Consider the following 15,526-nt stretch of genomic DNA (forward strand, 5'->3'; position numbering starts at 1 on the left):
GCCCGATCTGGGCCTGGCTTGGCGATCATGGAGTTGTGGTGCCGACTTTGGGGGTTTTACGGGCGTTCTGTTACCCACCACAACTCCATGATCGACAAGACAGTGCTGGTTGACGAACAGCCGTTCCACCTAACGCAACGGCGTTGACCTCAACCAGCACCGCTGATCACCAGCTCGCTCGTCGGCTTGACCGGACCGCCTACGGTGCCGGCCATGTCCCTTCGCGCGGCACGCCTGCTGGTCTGGCCCTTCGCCGTGGCCGCACTCGCCCTGCGGGTCTGCGCCGAGCTGTGGTTCAAGCCGCTGACCTGGCGGATCGATCCGAATGGCGTCGCCCTCCTGACGTGGGTGGCCGTCCTGGCCGGCACGCTCCTGGTGCCGTGGGCCGGCTACAACCTGTTGACCAGGAGCAACCGGCGGCCCGCGACCTGGCAGGTGGACGCGGCGCGGAACCGCTTCGTCGCGCCGTCGAGCCCGCGCTGGATGGGCCCCTGGTCGATGGTCCTTGGCTGGATCGCGGCGGCCTTCGTGCAGACCGAACGGATCGCCGGCGAGGATCGCGCACAACTCGTCCAGATACCAGGGGTGCTGGCGCTGGCCATCGCTGTCCCGCTCCTCGTCCTGGGCGGTATCGCGCTCACCCTGCTGCTGAACCGGCCGCGCCTCACCCTGGACCGCGATGGCATCACGGCAAAGGGCCTTGTCAGGCGGACCTTCCTACCCTGGGATCGCCTGGTTCCCGGTGGACCGCCTCCCCCGCCCCCGAAGGCCGCGAGCATCCCCCTGATGCGGGTGCCCGCGGTGCCGGGCAAGCCGCCCTACCCGTATCCGCTGGCGGCCGGACGGCTGCACGTGGAGCCGGGGTTCCTCGCGAACACGATTCGGCAGTACGTGGAGCACCCTGAGCACCGCTCGGCCATCGGCACCCAGCGCGAACTGGATCGGCTGCACGCCACCCTGAGGTGAAACCGGCCGCGTCCTCAGCGGGGCGGATCCTCGCCGGTGAGCCCGTCCACCGACTCCCGGATCAGGTCGGCGTGGCCGACGTGCCGGGCGTACTCCTCAATGAGGTCGACGAGAACCCGGCGCAGGCTCGGCACGCGACCGTCCGGCCACTCGCCCCGCGCCAACTGCTCCGGACCGGCGTCGGTCAGCAGGTCGGCGACGGTGGCCCGGGAACGGGCCACCGCCTCCCGCCAGAGGTTGTAGAGCTGCTCCGGGGTGTCCTCGGCGGCGGAGTGCCAGTCCCAGCCGGGGTTCGCGGCCCAGTCGACGGTCTCCCACGGTGGTCCGGGTGAACGCCCGGCCAGCTTCAGCGAGAAGTAGAGATCCTCGACGAAGGCCAGGTGCTTGAGCAGCCCACCCAGGGTGATCGACGACGGGCCGAGCGTCGCCCGCAGACCGTCCGCGTCGAGCCCACCGGTCTTCCAGGCGAGAGTCGCGCGCTGCCGGTCCAGGGAGCCCAGCAGGGTGGCGGTCTCGTCGCCCGCGATCGGCGGCTCGGGGTGACCGTGCTCGTCGGCGTTGGTCATGGTGATCGAGGCTAACGGGCCGACCGAGGCCGGTCCATCCCGCGTGGACACGAATAGGATTCCGTGGGTGAAGCCACGGGTGGTCCCGGGTCGGGCGAGCTGCTGTTGGCGGACGAGCGGAGCTGCCGTCGAGACGTCAGGGCAGTTCGTAGCCGGCTTCCTCGACTGCGGCGCGCACCTCGGCGATGTCGAGAGGGCGGTCGCTCGTCACCGTGGCGGTGTCGGATTCGACGTCCACCGCCACGGCGGTGACACCGGGAATCCGTTCGATCTCCTCGGTGACGAAGCCCGCGCAGTGCCCGCAGGCCATACCGATCACCCGATAGCTGCTGACGGTCATGGCGGCGACTGCCCTCGGGCAGGCGCCTCGACGGGCACCGAACGGGTCAGCATGTGAGCCCGGCGCATCCGCCCGTCGGCAGCGAACTGCCCGAAGAAGTGGACGTCCACGCTGCCCTCCCGCTTGGAGGTCTGGAAGTGCAGGGTGTAGCGGGCGGCGATCCGGTCCCCGGCCGCGATCGCCTCGTGCACCTCCCACCGGGCGCCGGTCTGGTGCTTGCGCGCCGGGCGCGAGTGTGCGATGAGCTTGGCGCGGTCCATCAGGTGGCCGTCGGCGACCTGCACGATGTCGGGCGTGTGATAGCGGTCGACGACAGTGGCCGGGTCCTCGTCGCCGTGAACCAGCTCGCTCATGAAAGAGGTGAAGAAGTTCGCGATGAACTCCTTCGGGGCGGTGCCGTCGGAAGCGGTCATCTCACCTACCGTTCGGTCGATCCTTTACAGCTTGTAAAATATCGATCCTCGACAACTTTGGCAAGGTGTAAGAGATGAGTGGCTCAGCAGATCGCAACCGCCGCGCCGACGCCCGCCGCAACAGCGGCGCGATCCTCGACGCGGCGATCCGACTGCTCGACGCGCAGCCCGACGCGAGCCTCGACGCCATCGCCGGCGCCGCCGGTGTCACCCGGCAGACCGTCTACGCCCACTTCCCGTCCCGTGAGCAGCTGATGGCGGCAGTCGTCCGACGGATCACCGACGAGGCCGTCGCCGCGATGGACGCCGCCGACCCGGACCACGGACCCGCCACGGACGCGCTCACCCGCGTCCTCACGGCCGGCGCCCAGATCGCCGAGCGCTATCCAGTCCTGATCCAGCAGATCGCGGCACTGCCGGTGAGTCCGCAGGTCGACGAGGAACGCCACGTGCCGGTCGCCGATCGGATCACCCGGGTGATTCGGCGCGGACAGGCGAGCGGCGAGTTCGACAGTGGACTGCCGGCCGGGTTGCTCGCCACGATGACCATCAAGATCGGCCACGCCGTGGGCGAGGAGGTCGACGCCGGCCGGATGACCCGGACCGAGGCCGCCGACGCGCTGCGTACCGTCCTGATCAGGCTGCTGCGCCCCAGCGGGTGATCATGTTCGGACGCTAGTCTGATGTGCAACGGCCTACCTGGGAGGCACTGTGACGCAGCGCTCGCAGCCCCAGCAAGGCCGGTGCCCCGTCTGTAAACGTCTCGTGCCCCTCATCGCACAGGGAAAAGCCGCGCGGCACAACGGCACCATTCGCGCCTACGCCCCGCCCGAGGAGTGCCGCGGGGGTGGACAGCGAGCGGAAGCCACGGGGTCACGAGACGACGAGGGCCACCGGTGATCCGGCAGCCCTCGGCGCTCACGTGTCGGAAGGTGGGCGCGGCAGGTTTCGAACCTGCGACCCCTCGCTTGTAAGGCGAGTGCTCTCCCACTGAGCTACGCGCCCGGATCGCCCGTGCGGCGGGCCGGTGGCTGGCAAGCTTACCTTGCTCGCCGCCGACCTCGGCGCACGGCGTACCCCGGTCAGCTGGTCGCTTCGGCGATGGCCTTGCGCCAGCCCTGCTGGTCGCGGGCCTCGCCCGGGCCGTTCATCTCGGTGTAGCGGACCACGCCGGCCTTGTCGATGAGGAAGGTGCCCCGGTTGGCGAAGCCGGCGTTGTCGTTGAAGACCCCGTACGCCTGGGCGACGGCGCCGTGCGGCCAGAAGTCGGCGAGCAGGGGGAACTGGTAGCCCTCGCGGTCGGCCCAGACCTTGTGGCTGAAGACCGAGTCGACGCTGACCGTCAGCACCTGGACGTCGTCGTTCACGTACGCGTCGAGGTTGTCCCGCACCTCGCTCAGCTCGCCCTGGCAGGTGCCGGTGAAGGCGAACGGGTAGAAGACCAGCAGCACGGCGCGCCTGCCCCGAAAGTCCGAGAGTCGGACTTCCTGGTTGTTCTGGTCCTTCAGCACGAAGTCCGGTGCCTCGGCACCAACCTCGATGGGCATGCGTGATCTCCTCGGGGGTCGAGTCGGGGGGAACGGCACCAGCCTGCCACCCGACGGTGCGGACCGCCGGGCCGGCGAAACGGCGCGGGCTACTTCTTGGCCTTGGCCCCTCGGCGCAGCACCAGACGTGCGCCGCTCCAGTCCCGGCCGGCGTTGACGGTCGAGGTCTGCTGAAGGCCGGCGGTGGGCGCGGACTCCGCGACCTCGCTCGGCTCGACGTGCCCGTCACGCCCCGCCTTCGGGGTGAGTAGCCACACGACCCCGTTGTCGGCCAGCGGGCCGAGGGCATCGACGAGAAGTTCGAAAAGGTCACCGTCGCCGTCGCGGTACCAAACCAGCACCGCGTCGACCACCTCGTCGGTGTCCTCGTCGACCAGCTCTCCACAGCGGTCGGTCAGGGCGTCCCGGAGATCCTGGTCGACGTCGTCGTCGTACCCCATCTCCATGACGACCATCCCCGGTTCCATTCCGAACCGGTCCGCCAGGCTGCGTACCCCGTCGGCGGCCTGACCAGCGGTCGCGCTCACTGTCGCGTGCCTCCTCATCTCGTCCCTGCTCGCGGCGTCGGTGCGACGCCGTCAGGCAAAGTCCACACACTTGTGCGTCCGCGCGCAAGTGGCGCACCGGGTGCAACGGAATTTACCGTGCCAGCAGCGTACGGGCACCGTCGGTAATGGCTTCCGCCGAGACCAGAACATGACGTGCTGCTGGACCTAATGGTACAAACGAGTCAACTCCGGCCACGCGCCGCGCGGCACCGACATATCCGGCGTCGACTAGCGCGGCGATCACCCCCTCGCCGACCCCACCGGAGCGGCGCGTCTCGTCCACCACCAGCACCCGTCCCGTCGCCGAGGACTCCCGGATGATGTCGGCCACCGGCAGCGGGGCCAGCCAGCGCAGATCCACCACCCGGATGCCCACCCCCTCCTCGGCGAGGACCGCAGCGGCCCGCAGCGACATCCGCACCCCGTTACCGAAGGTGATGATGGTCAGGTCGTCGGCCGAGCCGACCCGGTAGACGCGGGCCCGACCGATCGGCACGTGCCCGGAAACCCACGCGCCCGGCTCCGGGTAGGCCGCCAGCCACTCCCCGTCGCCCTCGGCGTACAGGTCACGGGTGTGGTAGAGCGCGATCGGCTCCACGAACACGCAGACGCTGCCGTCCACCGCCGCGCTGGCCAGGCAGGTCCGCAGCATGGGCGCCGCGTCGTCCGGCCGCGCCGGCACCGCGACCACCAGACCTGGCACATCCCGGAGTACGGCCACCGAGTTGTCGTTGTGGAAGTGCCCGCCGAAACCCTCCTGGTACGCCAGCCCGGCGACCCGGACCACCATCGGATTGCGGAACGCCCCCCGCGAGAAGAACTGCATGGTCGCCGCCTCGCCGCGCAGCTGGTCCTCGGCGTTGTGCAGGTACGCCAGGTACTGGATCTCCGGCACCGGCAGCATCCCGGCCAACCCGGCCCCGAGGCCCAGCCCGAGCACCGACGTCTCGTCCAGCAGGGTGTCGAAGACCCGGGCCGCCCCGAAACGGTCGCGCAGCCCCTTCGTCACCCCGTACACACCGCCCTTGGCGGCCACGTCCTCCCCGAAGATCGCCATCTGCGGGTGGTCGAGCATCCCGTCGGCGAGCGCCGCGTTGATGCTCTGCGCCAGGCTCATCGGGCCGGCCAGTTCCGGCGGCTTACCGCCGAACGCCTCGACCCGGGCGCCGGCGCCCGGCCCGCTGGCCCGCGCCGCGGCGTCGGCCACCGCCCGCGCCACCCGCACCGGACGGCGTGGGGCCAGCGCCGACACCACGTCGGCCGCAGAGGCCAGCTTCGGCTCGCCCAGCACCTCCTCGGCCAGCCGGCGTACCTGCCAGCCGGTCTCGTCGTACCGGGCCAGCAGCTCCTCGCCGGTGGCCACACCGGCATCGACGAGCAGCCGCGCGGTGGCGGCCACCGGATCCCGGTCCAGCTCCTCGGCCAGCTCGGCCGTGCTCCGGTACGCCGACTCCGCGTCCGCACCGGCGTGTCCCATCAGCCGTACCGTGCGCAGGTGCAGCACGGCCGGCCGCCGGTTGCGGCGCACCCAGGCCGCCGCCTCGGCCGCCACCGCGTACGTCTGCACCGGGTCGGCCCCGTCCGCGCTGAAGTAGCGGATGCCCGGCTTCGCCCGCAGGGTCGCCTCGACCCAGCCCTCCGGTGAGCGGACGCTGATGCCCAGCCCGTTGTCCTCGCAGACGAAGAGCACCGGGATGCGCAGGCCGGCGTGGTCGTACCAGCCGGCGGTGTTGAACGCGGCGGTGGCGGTGGCGTGGTTGACCGAGGCGTCGCCGAAGGAGCACACCACTATCGCGTCCGGGGGCCACGGAACGGACGCGGGGCCCGCACCGCCGCCGACCCGCACCCCGGCCCCGGTACGCCGCCCGACGCTGTCCAGCCGGCGCAGCCGCTCCACGGCCAGTCCCATCCCGACCGCGCGGGGCAGGTGCGAGGCGATCGTGGAGGTGGTCGGCACGATGGCCAGGTCGGCCCGGCCGAACACCTTGTGCCGGCCGCCCGCGATCGGCTCCTGACTGGAGGCGACCATCCCGCGCAGCACGTCCCGGGCCGCGTCCTCGTACGCCGCGAACCCGCCGACCGCCGACGCGGACCCGGCGGGATCACGCTCGGTCGCCTCGCGGCCAGTCGACTCGGGGTCGGTCGCCTCGCTGTCGGGCCTCTCAAGGTCGGGCCGCTTGGCGCTGGTCGACTCGCGATCGGGCCGCTCGGTGCCGGCCGACTCGCGATCGCGCCACTCGGTGCCGGCCGACTCGCGATCGCGCCACTCGGTGCCGGCCGACTCGCGGCCGCGCCACTCGGCGCTGGTCGACTCGCGGCCGCGCGCCTCGCGGTCGGTCGGCCGGGACTCGGAGCGCTCGAAGTCGGCCGGCACGGAACCGGACAGCACAGACCCGGTCAGCACTGAGCCGGACGGCACGGACCCGGAGGGCACGGACCCGGACGGCACGGAACCGGACGGCACGGAACCGGACGGCACGGAACCGGACGGCACGGGTCCGGACGGCACGGGTCCGGACGGCACGGGTCCGGACGGCACGGGTCCGGACGGCACGGGTCCGGACTGCTTCGGGTCGGCGGTCGCGGCCGAACCCACGGTCGCTGCCGAATCGGCGGCGGCCTGCGCGGCGCGGACGCAGTAGAAGGCGCCGGAGCGGTAGTGCAGCAGCGCCGGATCGGTGGGGCGCAGCGCGGCGGCGACCGCGGCGTTGCCCTCGTGCCCGGCCGAGCCGATTGTGTAGAAGCCCTCGCCGAAGCCGCGCAGCCAACGGCCGGCCAGGTCGAGCTGCCGGCTGGTCACCTGCGCGTCGAACAGGTCCAGCACCTGCGCCCCGGTCAGTGGGGCATCGTCGCTGACCGGGTCGGCGGGGTCACGCCGCCGCACCGCGGCGGGCAGCGCCGCCAGCGTCTCCCGGAACCGGTCGTCGAGATCTTGCGGGGTCGTCACGTGGGACAGCATTACCGACGAGAGCCAGTGTCGCCCAGTGGGACACGGTTGGCGCCTGTCGACTCACTCCGGCCCGCAGGGCTCCGAACAGTCCTCGTCGGACATCTTCCGGACCAGGTCACGAAGGGTGCTCAGCTCCCGGTCGGTCAGCCCGGACAGGAGTCGGGAGTCGGACATCACCTCGGTCACCCGGTCCCGTTCGACGCGTCCCCGCTCGGTCACCACCAACGTCTTCTGCCTGCGGTCCGCCGGGTCGGTGCGGCGCTCGACCAACCCGACCTGCTCCAGCTTGTCGACGAGCACCGTCACGTTCGACCGGTCGCAGCCCAGTCGACCGGCGAGGTCACGGGCGGGCAGCGGGTGGTCCGGGTCCAGTTCGCGCAACGCCCGGGCCGCCGCCGGGGTGAGCCCCAACTGAGCGAACGCGACGCCCTGCCGGTGCCGCAGCGCGGTGATCACCTGCGTCATCCGACGCACCACATCGTCGGCGAGGCCAGCCCGATCCACCGGTCCACCGGTTGCGGGCCCCGCCTCCTGCGTCACGTCCACATCGTACGCACGGCGCCCGGTCGCGGAGCTCGGCGATCGGGTTCGCGCACGCCGCCCACCGCGGCGACGCCGCCCGCGCCGGGACCGACCGGAACGGACCAGGAGCAGTTCGCCCATCCGTCCGGTGGCGACGACTGCACCTCGGTGCACGTCTCACGCCGACTGTGCCGGGACTTGCTCACCGGCCGGTCGGCACCCGCGGTGGTGCACCTCGCCTGGCGGTGGTGCACCGGCCGACACCACTAGAACGAGGATCGAACACGATCTTGGCGCGGTCAGCCGGGGAGAGCGGTCAGCCGGGGAGGAAGGAGAAGCGGACCTGGCGGGTGGGGTTGTCGCCGTTGGTGTCGACGAGACAGATCGACTGCCACGTGCCCAGCGCCAGACGCCCGCCGAGCACCGGCAGCGTGGCGTACGGCGGGACGAACGCCGGCAGCACGTGATCCCGACCGTGGCCGGGTGAGCCGTGCCGGTGCCGCCAGCGGTCCGTCGTGGGGAGCAGGTCGTCCAGCGCGCTGAGCAGGTCGTCGTCGGAGCCCGACCCGGTCTCGATGATCGCCAGGCCAGCCGTGGCGTGCGGCACGAAGACGTGCAGCAGGCCGTCGCCCTCCCCGGAGACGAACTGTTGGGCTTCGGCGGTGATGTCCCGGACGGTCGGCCGGGACCCGGTCTGGACGGTGATCACGTCGCTGCGCATACGTCGCATTCTGCCGGAGAGCGGGGTCAGTAACTGCCGCCACCGCCACCCGAGTCGCCGCCGCCGGACCAACCGCCACCCGAGTCACCGCCGCTGGACGAGCCCCCGCCGGAGTCACCGCTGGACCAGCCCCAGCCGGACCAGCCTCCCCCGGAGTCGCCGCCGACCGGTTGCGTACCGTCGGAGCGGTCGTGGTCGCCGTCGCGCTGGCGGTCGACGTGCCCGCTCCCGGCGTCCCCGGCGGGCATCGGGTAGAGGGGGTACCCGGCGGCGCCGTCCGAGTCCGGACGGCGGCGACGGCGACCTCCGTCCTGGCCGCTCACGCGGGCCGCGCGGCTCGTCTGCCGCAGCAGGACCACGCCGAACACGACCAGCAGGGCCCCGAGGGCCATCAGTCCCACCGTCGGCCAGGTGTTGCCGGCAGCGAGGGCGAACACGCCGATGACCAGGCCCGCCACCCCGACAACGATCATGCTGGCGGCAATCGCGACAGAACGTCCGTTCATGGTGCCGACGGTAGGAGTGCCGGTCAAACCGCTCAGGTTTCACCGGGCCGTCGCGTTAAGTTACCGGCGGGTACCTGTGTTCAGCATCGCGTCCGGGGGGCCTAGACGTGACGAGGGGTGCCACCAGGGGGCAGGATGGCGCTAGAGACCTATCCCACACACAACCGAGGGAACGCCTGTGGCTACGGAACGCAAGCGCCCGGTGATCAGCGACGGCCTACCGAGCCAGCTTCCGGACATCGACCCTGACGAGACAAGCGAATGGGTCGAGTCGCTTGACGGTGTCATCGACGAACGCGGAGCCAAGCGCGCCCGCTACGTCATGCTGCGCCTGCTGGAGCGGGCCCGTGAGCGCCAGGTCGGGGTTCCGCCCCTGACCACCACCGATTACATCAACACCATCCCGTCCGAGCGCGAGCCCTGGTTCCCGGGTGACGAGCACGTCGAGCGGCGGATCCGGGCGTACGTCCGGTGGAACGCCGCCATGCTGGTGCACCGGGCGCAGCGCCCGGAGATCGGCGTCGGCGGGCACATCTCCACCTTCGCCAGCTCCGCGTCGCTCTACGAGGTGGGCTTCAACCACTTCTTCCGGGGCAAGAACCACCCGGGCGGTGGCGACCAGATCTTCTACCAGGGCCACGCCTCCCCCGGCATGTACGCGCGGGCGTTCCTGGAGGGGCGGCTCAGCGAGCACCAGCTCGACGGGTTCCGCCAGGAGCTGTCGCACCCCGGTGGTGGGTTGCCGTCGTACCCGCACCCGCGGCTGATGCCGGACTTCTGGGAGTTCCCCACCGTTTCGATGGGCCTCGGCGGTCTGAACGCGATCTACCAGGCCCGGTTCAACAGGTACCTGCAGCACCGCGGCATCAAGGACACCTCCCAGCAGCACGTCTGGGCGTTCCTCGGCGACGGCGAGATGGACGAGCCGGAGACGCTCGGCGCCATCGGCGTGGCCGCCCGCGAGGAGCTGGACAACCTCACCTTCGTGATCAACTGCAACCTGCAGCGGCTGGACGGCCCGGTACGGGGCAACGGCAAGGTCATGCAGGAGCTGGAGGCGTTCTTCCGGGGTGCCGGCTGGAACGTGATCAAGGTCGTCTGGGGCCGCGAGTGGGACCCGCTGCTCGCCGCGGACACCGACGGCGCGCTGGTCAACCTCATGAACACCACGACCGACGGCGACTACCAGACCTACAAGGCGGAGTCGGGCGCGTACGTGCGGGAGCACTTCTTCGGCCGGGACGCACGGACCCGCAAGATGGTCGAGCCGCTCAGCGACGACGAGATCTGGAACCTCAAGCGGGGTGGGCACGACTACCGCAAGCTCTACGCGGCCTACAAGGCGGCCACCGAGCACACCGGTCAGCCCACAGTCATCCTGGCGAAGACGATCAAGGGCTGGACGCTCGGCTCGCACTTCGAGGGCCGCAACGCGACCCACCAGATGAAGAAGCTGACGCTGGAGGATCTGAAGACCTTCCGCGACCGTCTCTACCTGGACATCCCGGACAAGGCGCTGGAGGACAACCCCTACCTGCCGCCGTACTTCCACCCGGGTGAGAAGTCCGAGGAGCTGGCGTACCTGAAGGAGCGGCGCGAGCAGCTCGGCGGTTACCTGCCGTCCCGGCGGACCAGCACGAAGCGGCTGGCCATCCCCGGCCCGGAGCGGTTCGCCGACATCAAGCGCGGCTCGGGCAAGCAGAAGGTGGCCACCACGCAGGCCTTCGTCCGTCTGCTCAAGGACGTGATGAAGGACAAGGAGTTCGGCAAGCGTTGGGTGCCGATCATCCCGGACGAGGCCCGCACCTTCGGCCTCGACTCGATCTTCCCGACCGCGAAGATCTACTCGCCGCACGGCCAGCGCTACACCTCGGTCGACCGGGAGCTGTTCCTGTCGTACAAGGAGTCGACCTCCGGGCAGATCCTGCACGAGGGGATCAACGAGGCCGGTTCGGTGGCCTCGTTCACCGCGGCCGGCTCGGCGTACGCCACGCACGACGAGCCGATGATCCCGATGTACATCTTCTACTCGATGTTCGGGTTCCAGCGGACCGCCGACGGGCTGTGGGCCGCGGCCGACCAGATGGCCCGGGGCTTCCTGCTCGGCGCCACCGCGGGTCGGACCACGCTCAACGGTGAGGGCCTCCAGCACGAGGACGGGCACTCCCTGCTGATCGCCGCCACCAACCCGGCGGTGGTCGCGTACGACCCGGCGTTCGCGTACGAGATCGCACACATCCTGGAGCAGGGCCTGCACCGGATGTACGGGGACGCGCAGGAGAACGTCTTCTACTACCTGACGGTCTACAACGAGCCGACGTTGCAGCCGGCCGAGCCGGCCGACGTGGACGTGGAGGGCCTGCTCAAGGGCATCTACCGCTACGCGCCGGCCCCGCAGGTCGACGGCCCGAAGGCCAACCTGCTGGCCTCGGGCACCGGGATGCAGTGGGCGCTCAAGGCCCAGCAGCTGCTCGCCCAGGACTGGGGGGTGGGCGCCGACGTCTGGTCGGTGACCTCGTGGACCGAGCTGCGCCGCGACGCGGTGGAGACCGAGGAGTACAACCTCCTCAACCCGGGTGCCGAGGCGAAGATCCCGTACATCCAGCAGAAGCTGGCCGACGCGGACGGGCCGAAGGTCGCGGTCAGCGACTTCATGCGTGCCGTACCGGATCTGATCGCCCGCTGGGTGCCCGGCGACTACACGTCGCTCGGCACGGACGGCTTCGGCATGTCGGACACCCGGCACGCGCTGCGTCGGCACTTCCACGTCGACGCGGAGTCGATCGTGGTGGCCACGCTGCGGCAGCTCGCCCGCAGCGGCGCGGTCGCGGCCACGATCCCGGCCGAGGCCGCCAAGAAGTACGCGATCGACGACGTCAACGCCGCCCCGGTGGGCGAGACCGGCGGCGACAGCTAGACCCCAGCACCATCGACGAAGGGCCCGACGCTGCGCGCCGGGCCTTTCGTCATGCCTGCCCCCACTTGCACCCGTCGATCATGCAGTTGTGGTGGTGGACGAAGCGCTTGAATCGCACCTTTCCCGGCACCACAAGTCCATGATCGACGCCAAGCTGGGGCGGGGGTGGGGGTGGGGTACGGAGCGGCGGTGGTCCGGGGGCCCTGGCGGGGATCCGGACCACCGCCGTCGCGGGTGACGCCGGGAGGATGGGCGCTCGTCAGCCGACGGCGGCCAGGTCGGTGAGCCGGGCCAGCGAGTCCTCCAGGTCGGCGCCGACCCGACGCAGTCCGAGGCGCAGCAGGGCCGCCTTGACCGGGCCGGCCGGCCAGCGGACCACGATGAGCCGCACGATGGTCCCGCCCTCCTCCTCATCGGTGGTGAGCTGGACGTAGATCTCGGTGCGTGCCTCCGCCCGAGAGCCGGCGCCCTTGGCCCGTTCCCGCCAGCCGATCAACGTCGGCTCCTGGTAGGCGATCACCTCGGCCTCATGCGCCGAGCCGCGCCCCGCCTGGACCAGTTGTCGCCGGCCGAAGCCCTCACCCGAGAGCACTTCGGCCGCGCGAACCCCGGCCAGCCAGGCCGGCAACTGCTCGGCCCGCTGGACAACATCCCAGACCACTTCAATTGGCGCCGCCACGTGCGCACTGCGTTCAACGAGGATCATTTTCCGTCTTCCTCCGGTGAGGACATCCCACGATATCGGCACTCTATGCGCTAAATCGGACTTACCTGGACGGGTTCGGAAAAAGACACGCCGATCAACCATTGCGGATTGCGCCAGGCCGGCCTATGGCGCATTCATCGAGAGCGCCCTAAAGTCCCGAACACATTTCACGTTGATCGGGAGGGCGCATGTCCACCGCACCGATGCCCGAGTTCCCCGCCGGCTTCCGCTGGGGCGTCTCCACGTCCGCCCACCAGATCGAGGGTGCCAGCACGGCCGACGGACGCGGTCCGTCCATCTGGGACACCTTCGCGCACTCCCCGGGCCGGATCAGCGACGGCAGCAGCGGCGCGGTGGCCTGCGACCACTACCACCGGCACACCGAGGACGTCGCGCTGCTGGCCGGACTGGGCGTGTCCGCGTACCGGTTCTCCATCGCCTGGCCCCGGGTGCGGCCCACCGGCACCGGCCCGGCCAACCCGGCCGGCCTGGACTTCTACGACCGGCTGGTGGACGAGTTGCTGGCCGCCGGCATCGACCCGGTGGCCACCCTGTACCACTGGGACCTGCCGCAACCGCTCGAAGACGCCGGCGGCTGGCTGCACCGCGACACCGCCGCCCGCTTCGCCGAGTACGCCGACCTGACCGCCGCCCGGCTCGGCGACCGGGTCCGGCTCTGGATCACCCTCAACGAGCCGTTCATCCACATGAGCCTCGGCTACGGCATGGGCGAGCACGCCCCCGGCCGGGCGCTGCTCTTCGACGCCTTCCCGGTCGCCCACCACCAACTGCTCGGGCACGGGCTCGCCGTCGCCGCGCTGCGATCGCACACCAGCAGCCCGGTGGCGATCGCCAACAACTACTCGCCGGTGCGGGTGCTCGGCGACCGGGACGCCGACCGGGCCGCCGGGGCCGCGTACGAGGTGCTGCACAACCGGCTCTTCACCGATCCGCTGCTCGGTCGCGGCTACCCCGAGCTGCCCGGCTTCGACCCGGGCATCGTCCACCCCGGCGACCTGGACACCATCGCCGCGCCGATCGACGTGCTCGGGGTCAACTACTACAACCCCACGGGTGTACGGGCCGCCGAGGAGGGTTCACCACTGCCGTTCGACCTGGTGCCGCTGGACGGCTATCCGCGTACCGCCTTCGACTGGCCGGTGGCCCCGGACGGGCTGCACGAGTTGCTCGGCTGGCTCCGCGACACGTACGGCGACGCGCTGCCGCCCATCGAGATCACCGAGGGCGGCTGCGCGTACGACGACGCACCCGACGCCCACGGGCAGGTGGCAGATCCGGAGCGGATCGCGTACCTCGACGGGCACCTGCGGGCGGTCCGGGCCGCCATCGACGACGGGGTGGACGTCCGCGGGTACTTCGTCTGGTCGCTGCTCGACAACTGGGAGTGGGCCGAGGGGTTCACCAAGCGCTTCGGTCTGGTGCACGTGGACTTCGCCACCCAGACGCGTACGCCGAAGTCGTCGTACACCTGGTTGCGGGACGTGATCGCGGCCTCCCGGGGCGGGTCGGCGCGGTGACCACCCTGGACCCGACGCCGGCGTCGCTGCCGGCGGCGCTCGCCGAGCCGACGGTTCCGGTGCGGCGCGGCTGGATCGGTCTGATCTTCGCCGCCAACCTGGGCGTGTGGATGGCGTTCTTCACGCCCATCCAGGTGCTGCTGCCGCAGCAGATCGAGCAGATCGCACCGGGCGACAAGGAGAACATGCTGGCCGTGGTCACCGGCCTCGGCGCGCTGGCCGCGGTGCTCGCCAACCCCCTGGCCGGCGCGTTCTCCGACCGGACGTGCCTGCGGATCGCCGGCCGCGAGTTCGGTCGTCGGCACGTCTGGACGGCGGGTGGGGCCCTGCTCGGCGCGGCGGCCCTGGTGCTGCTGGCCCAGCAGCGGACCATCCTCGGGGTCGCCCTCGGCTGGGTGGCCGCGCAGGTCTGCTTCAACGCGATGCTGGCCAGCCTCAGCGCGGCCATCCCGGACCGGGTGCCGGTGACGCAACGCGGCGGCGTCTCGGGTTGGGTGGGCATCCCGCAGGCGCTCGGGCTGGTGCTCGGCGCGGTGCTGGTCACCGCCGTGGTCACCGGCAACGCCGCCGGCTACCTGGCCATCGCGGTGGCCATCCTGCTGCTGTCGCTGCCGTTCGCGCTGCTCACTCCCGACGAGCCGCTGCCGCGTACCCATCGGCCCGTGGTGCGCACCCGGGCGCTGCTGGCCTCGATGTGGATCAGCCCGCGCCGGCACCCGGATTTCGCCTGGGCCTGGCTCACCCGGTTCCTGGTCCAGCTCGGCAACGCGTTGGGCACCCTCTACCTGCTGTACTTCCTCACCGACGGGGTGCACCACGCCGATCCCGAGAGTGGCCTGCTCGTGCTGATCCTGCTCTACACGCTCGGCATGATGCTGACCGCGGTGGTGGCCGGCCGAATGTCCGACCGCTCCGGACGCCGCAAGATCTACGTGATCGTCTCCGGGCTGATCATGGCGGTGGCGGCGCTGCTGCTCGCGGTCGCGCCGGTCTGGCCGATGGCCATCGTCGCGGCGCTGCTGCTCGGCGCCGGCTACGGCGTCTACCTCTCGGTGGACGCCGCGTTGATCACCCAGGTGCTGCCCCGGGCCACCGACCGGGCCAAGGACCTGGGCGTCATCAACATCGCCAACTCCGCGCCGCAGGTGCTCGGGCCGGCCCTGTCCGCCCCGCTCGTGGTGTACCTGGGCGGTTACCCCACGCTCTACGCGGTCACCGCCGTGGTCACCCTGATCGGCAGCGCCCTGGTGGTGAAGATCCGTTCGGTGCCGTGAGTCAGGGGGGCG

General features: G+C 71.1%; 15 protein-coding genes and 1 tRNA gene. 5 read left to right on the forward strand and 11 right to left on the reverse strand.

Features of this window, described 5'->3' with window-relative positions; all coding sequences use genetic code 11:
• Positions 1–213 precede the first annotated feature (213 nt).
• Complete coding sequence (locus tag AB0B57_RS18300; protein ID WP_357070595.1) at positions 214–966, forward strand: hypothetical protein; 753 nt, start codon at positions 214–216, stop codon at positions 964–966.
• Between the two features lie 14 nt (positions 967–980).
• On the opposite strand, the gene AB0B57_RS18305 is transcribed toward AB0B57_RS18300, so the two are convergent.
• From AB0B57_RS18305 to AB0B57_RS18315, 3 genes are all read right to left on the reverse strand, one after another.
• The gene (locus AB0B57_RS18305; protein ID WP_357070598.1) at positions 981–1,532 is read right to left on the reverse strand and encodes a DinB family protein; all 552 of its coding nucleotides are present in this window, start codon (positions 1,530–1,532) and stop codon (positions 981–983) included.
• 136 nt (positions 1,533–1,668) lie between these two features.
• The gene (locus AB0B57_RS18310) at positions 1,669–1,872 is read right to left on the reverse strand and encodes a heavy-metal-associated domain-containing protein (protein WP_357070601.1); all 204 of its coding nucleotides are present in this window, start codon (positions 1,870–1,872) and stop codon (positions 1,669–1,671) included.
• Positions 1,869–2,285 (reverse strand): nuclear transport factor 2 family protein, encoded by a 417-nt coding sequence (locus tag AB0B57_RS18315; RefSeq protein ID WP_357070604.1) that lies wholly within the window; start codon positions 2,283–2,285, stop codon positions 1,869–1,871. The genes AB0B57_RS18310 and AB0B57_RS18315 overlap by 4 nt, the downstream gene beginning before the upstream one ends.
• 74 nt (positions 2,286–2,359) lie before the next feature.
• On the opposite strand from AB0B57_RS18315, the gene AB0B57_RS18320 reads away from it, so the two are divergent.
• Positions 2,360–2,947, forward strand: coding sequence for a TetR/AcrR family transcriptional regulator (locus AB0B57_RS18320; RefSeq protein ID WP_357070607.1), 588 nt, complete (start codon positions 2,360–2,362; stop codon positions 2,945–2,947).
• A gap of 271 nt (positions 2,948–3,218) precedes the next feature.
• On the opposite strand, the gene AB0B57_RS18325 is transcribed toward AB0B57_RS18320, so the two are convergent.
• From AB0B57_RS18325 to AB0B57_RS18355, 7 genes are all read right to left on the reverse strand, one after another.
• Positions 3,219–3,290: transfer RNA gene (locus AB0B57_RS18325), tRNA-Val, on the reverse strand.
• 77 nt (positions 3,291–3,367) lie between these two features.
• Entirely contained in the window at positions 3,368–3,832 is a 465-nt protein-coding gene (locus tag AB0B57_RS18330; RefSeq protein WP_357070610.1) for a peroxiredoxin, read from the reverse strand.
• Positions 3,833–3,921: 89 nt separating this feature from the next.
• Positions 3,922–4,359 (reverse strand): DUF3052 domain-containing protein, encoded by a 438-nt coding sequence (locus AB0B57_RS18335; RefSeq protein ID WP_272612865.1) that lies wholly within the window; start codon positions 4,357–4,359, stop codon positions 3,922–3,924.
• Positions 4,360–4,471: 112 nt separating this feature from the next.
• Positions 4,472–7,339 (reverse strand): thiamine pyrophosphate-dependent enzyme, encoded by a 2,868-nt coding sequence (locus AB0B57_RS18340; RefSeq protein ID WP_357070614.1) that lies wholly within the window; start codon positions 7,337–7,339, stop codon positions 4,472–4,474.
• A 51-nt stretch (positions 7,340–7,390) separates the two neighbouring features.
• A complete protein-coding gene (locus AB0B57_RS18345; protein ID WP_357071037.1) occupies positions 7,391–7,795 on the reverse strand; it encodes a MarR family winged helix-turn-helix transcriptional regulator in 405 nt (134 codons plus the stop codon).
• 373 nt (positions 7,796–8,168) lie between these two features.
• Positions 8,169–8,573 carry a YjbQ family protein gene (locus AB0B57_RS18350; RefSeq protein WP_357070617.1) on the reverse strand — a complete coding sequence of 135 codons (405 nt, stop codon included), beginning with the start codon at positions 8,571–8,573 and terminating at the stop codon, positions 8,169–8,171.
• 26 nt (positions 8,574–8,599) lie between these two features.
• Entirely contained in the window at positions 8,600–9,079 is a 480-nt protein-coding gene (locus AB0B57_RS18355) for a hypothetical protein (protein ID WP_357070620.1), read from the reverse strand.
• A 178-nt stretch (positions 9,080–9,257) separates the two neighbouring features.
• Between AB0B57_RS18355 and aceE the strand changes: the two genes are divergently transcribed.
• Positions 9,258–11,996 carry a pyruvate dehydrogenase (acetyl-transferring), homodimeric type gene (gene aceE, locus AB0B57_RS18360; protein WP_357070623.1) on the forward strand — a complete coding sequence of 913 codons (2,739 nt, stop codon included), beginning with the start codon at positions 9,258–9,260 and terminating at the stop codon, positions 11,994–11,996.
• 259 nt (positions 11,997–12,255) lie between these two features.
• On the opposite strand, the gene AB0B57_RS18365 is transcribed toward aceE, so the two are convergent.
• A complete protein-coding gene (locus AB0B57_RS18365) occupies positions 12,256–12,702 on the reverse strand; it encodes an SRPBCC domain-containing protein (RefSeq protein ID WP_088988232.1) in 447 nt (148 codons plus the stop codon).
• 188 nt (positions 12,703–12,890) lie between these two features.
• On the opposite strand from AB0B57_RS18365, the gene AB0B57_RS18370 reads away from it, so the two are divergent.
• Positions 12,891–14,240 carry a GH1 family beta-glucosidase gene (locus AB0B57_RS18370; protein WP_357070627.1) on the forward strand — a complete coding sequence of 450 codons (1,350 nt, stop codon included), beginning with the start codon at positions 12,891–12,893 and terminating at the stop codon, positions 14,238–14,240.
• The gene (locus tag AB0B57_RS18375) at positions 14,237–15,514 is read left to right on the forward strand and encodes an MFS transporter (protein ID WP_357070630.1); all 1,278 of its coding nucleotides are present in this window, start codon (positions 14,237–14,239) and stop codon (positions 15,512–15,514) included. The genes AB0B57_RS18370 and AB0B57_RS18375 overlap by 4 nt, the downstream gene beginning before the upstream one ends.
• The last annotated feature ends 12 nt before the right edge of the window (positions 15,515–15,526 follow it).

This window comes from Micromonospora sp. NPDC049101 (assembly GCF_040648675.1).
In the GTDB taxonomy this organism is placed as follows: domain Bacteria; phylum Actinomycetota; class Actinomycetes; order Mycobacteriales; family Micromonosporaceae; genus Micromonospora.

Bases quoted from the DNA above. Each gene is read 5' to 3' on its own strand.
- AB0B57_RS18320 (WP_357070607.1), top strand. From the start codon at position 2,360: ATGAGTGGCTCAGCAGATCGCAACCGCCGCGCCGACGCCCGCCGCAAC.
- AB0B57_RS18330 (WP_357070610.1), bottom strand. From the start codon at position 3,832: ATGCCCATCGAGGTTGGTGCCGAGGCACCGGACTTCGTGCTGAAGGAC.
- AB0B57_RS18340 (WP_357070614.1), bottom strand. From the start codon at position 7,339: ATGCTGTCCCACGTGACGACCCCGCAAGATCTCGACGACCGGTTCCGG.
- AB0B57_RS18365 (WP_088988232.1), bottom strand. From the start codon at position 12,702: ATGATCCTCGTTGAACGCAGTGCGCACGTGGCGGCGCCAATTGAAGTG.
- AB0B57_RS18305 (WP_357070598.1), bottom strand. From the start codon at position 1,532: ATGACCAACGCCGACGAGCACGGTCACCCCGAGCCGCCGATCGCGGGC.
- AB0B57_RS18355 (WP_357070620.1), bottom strand. From the start codon at position 9,079: ATGAACGGACGTTCTGTCGCGATTGCCGCCAGCATGATCGTTGTCGGG.
- AB0B57_RS18315 (WP_357070604.1), bottom strand. From the start codon at position 2,285: ATGACCGCTTCCGACGGCACCGCCCCGAAGGAGTTCATCGCGAACTTC.
- AB0B57_RS18350 (WP_357070617.1), bottom strand. From the start codon at position 8,573: ATGCGCAGCGACGTGATCACCGTCCAGACCGGGTCCCGGCCGACCGTC.
- AB0B57_RS18370 (WP_357070627.1), top strand. From the start codon at position 12,891: ATGTCCACCGCACCGATGCCCGAGTTCCCCGCCGGCTTCCGCTGGGGC.
- AB0B57_RS18345 (WP_357071037.1), bottom strand. From the start codon at position 7,795: ATGACGCAGGTGATCACCGCGCTGCGGCACCGGCAGGGCGTCGCGTTC.
- AB0B57_RS18310 (WP_357070601.1), bottom strand. From the start codon at position 1,872: ATGACCGTCAGCAGCTATCGGGTGATCGGTATGGCCTGCGGGCACTGC.
- AB0B57_RS18300 (WP_357070595.1), top strand. From the start codon at position 214: ATGTCCCTTCGCGCGGCACGCCTGCTGGTCTGGCCCTTCGCCGTGGCC.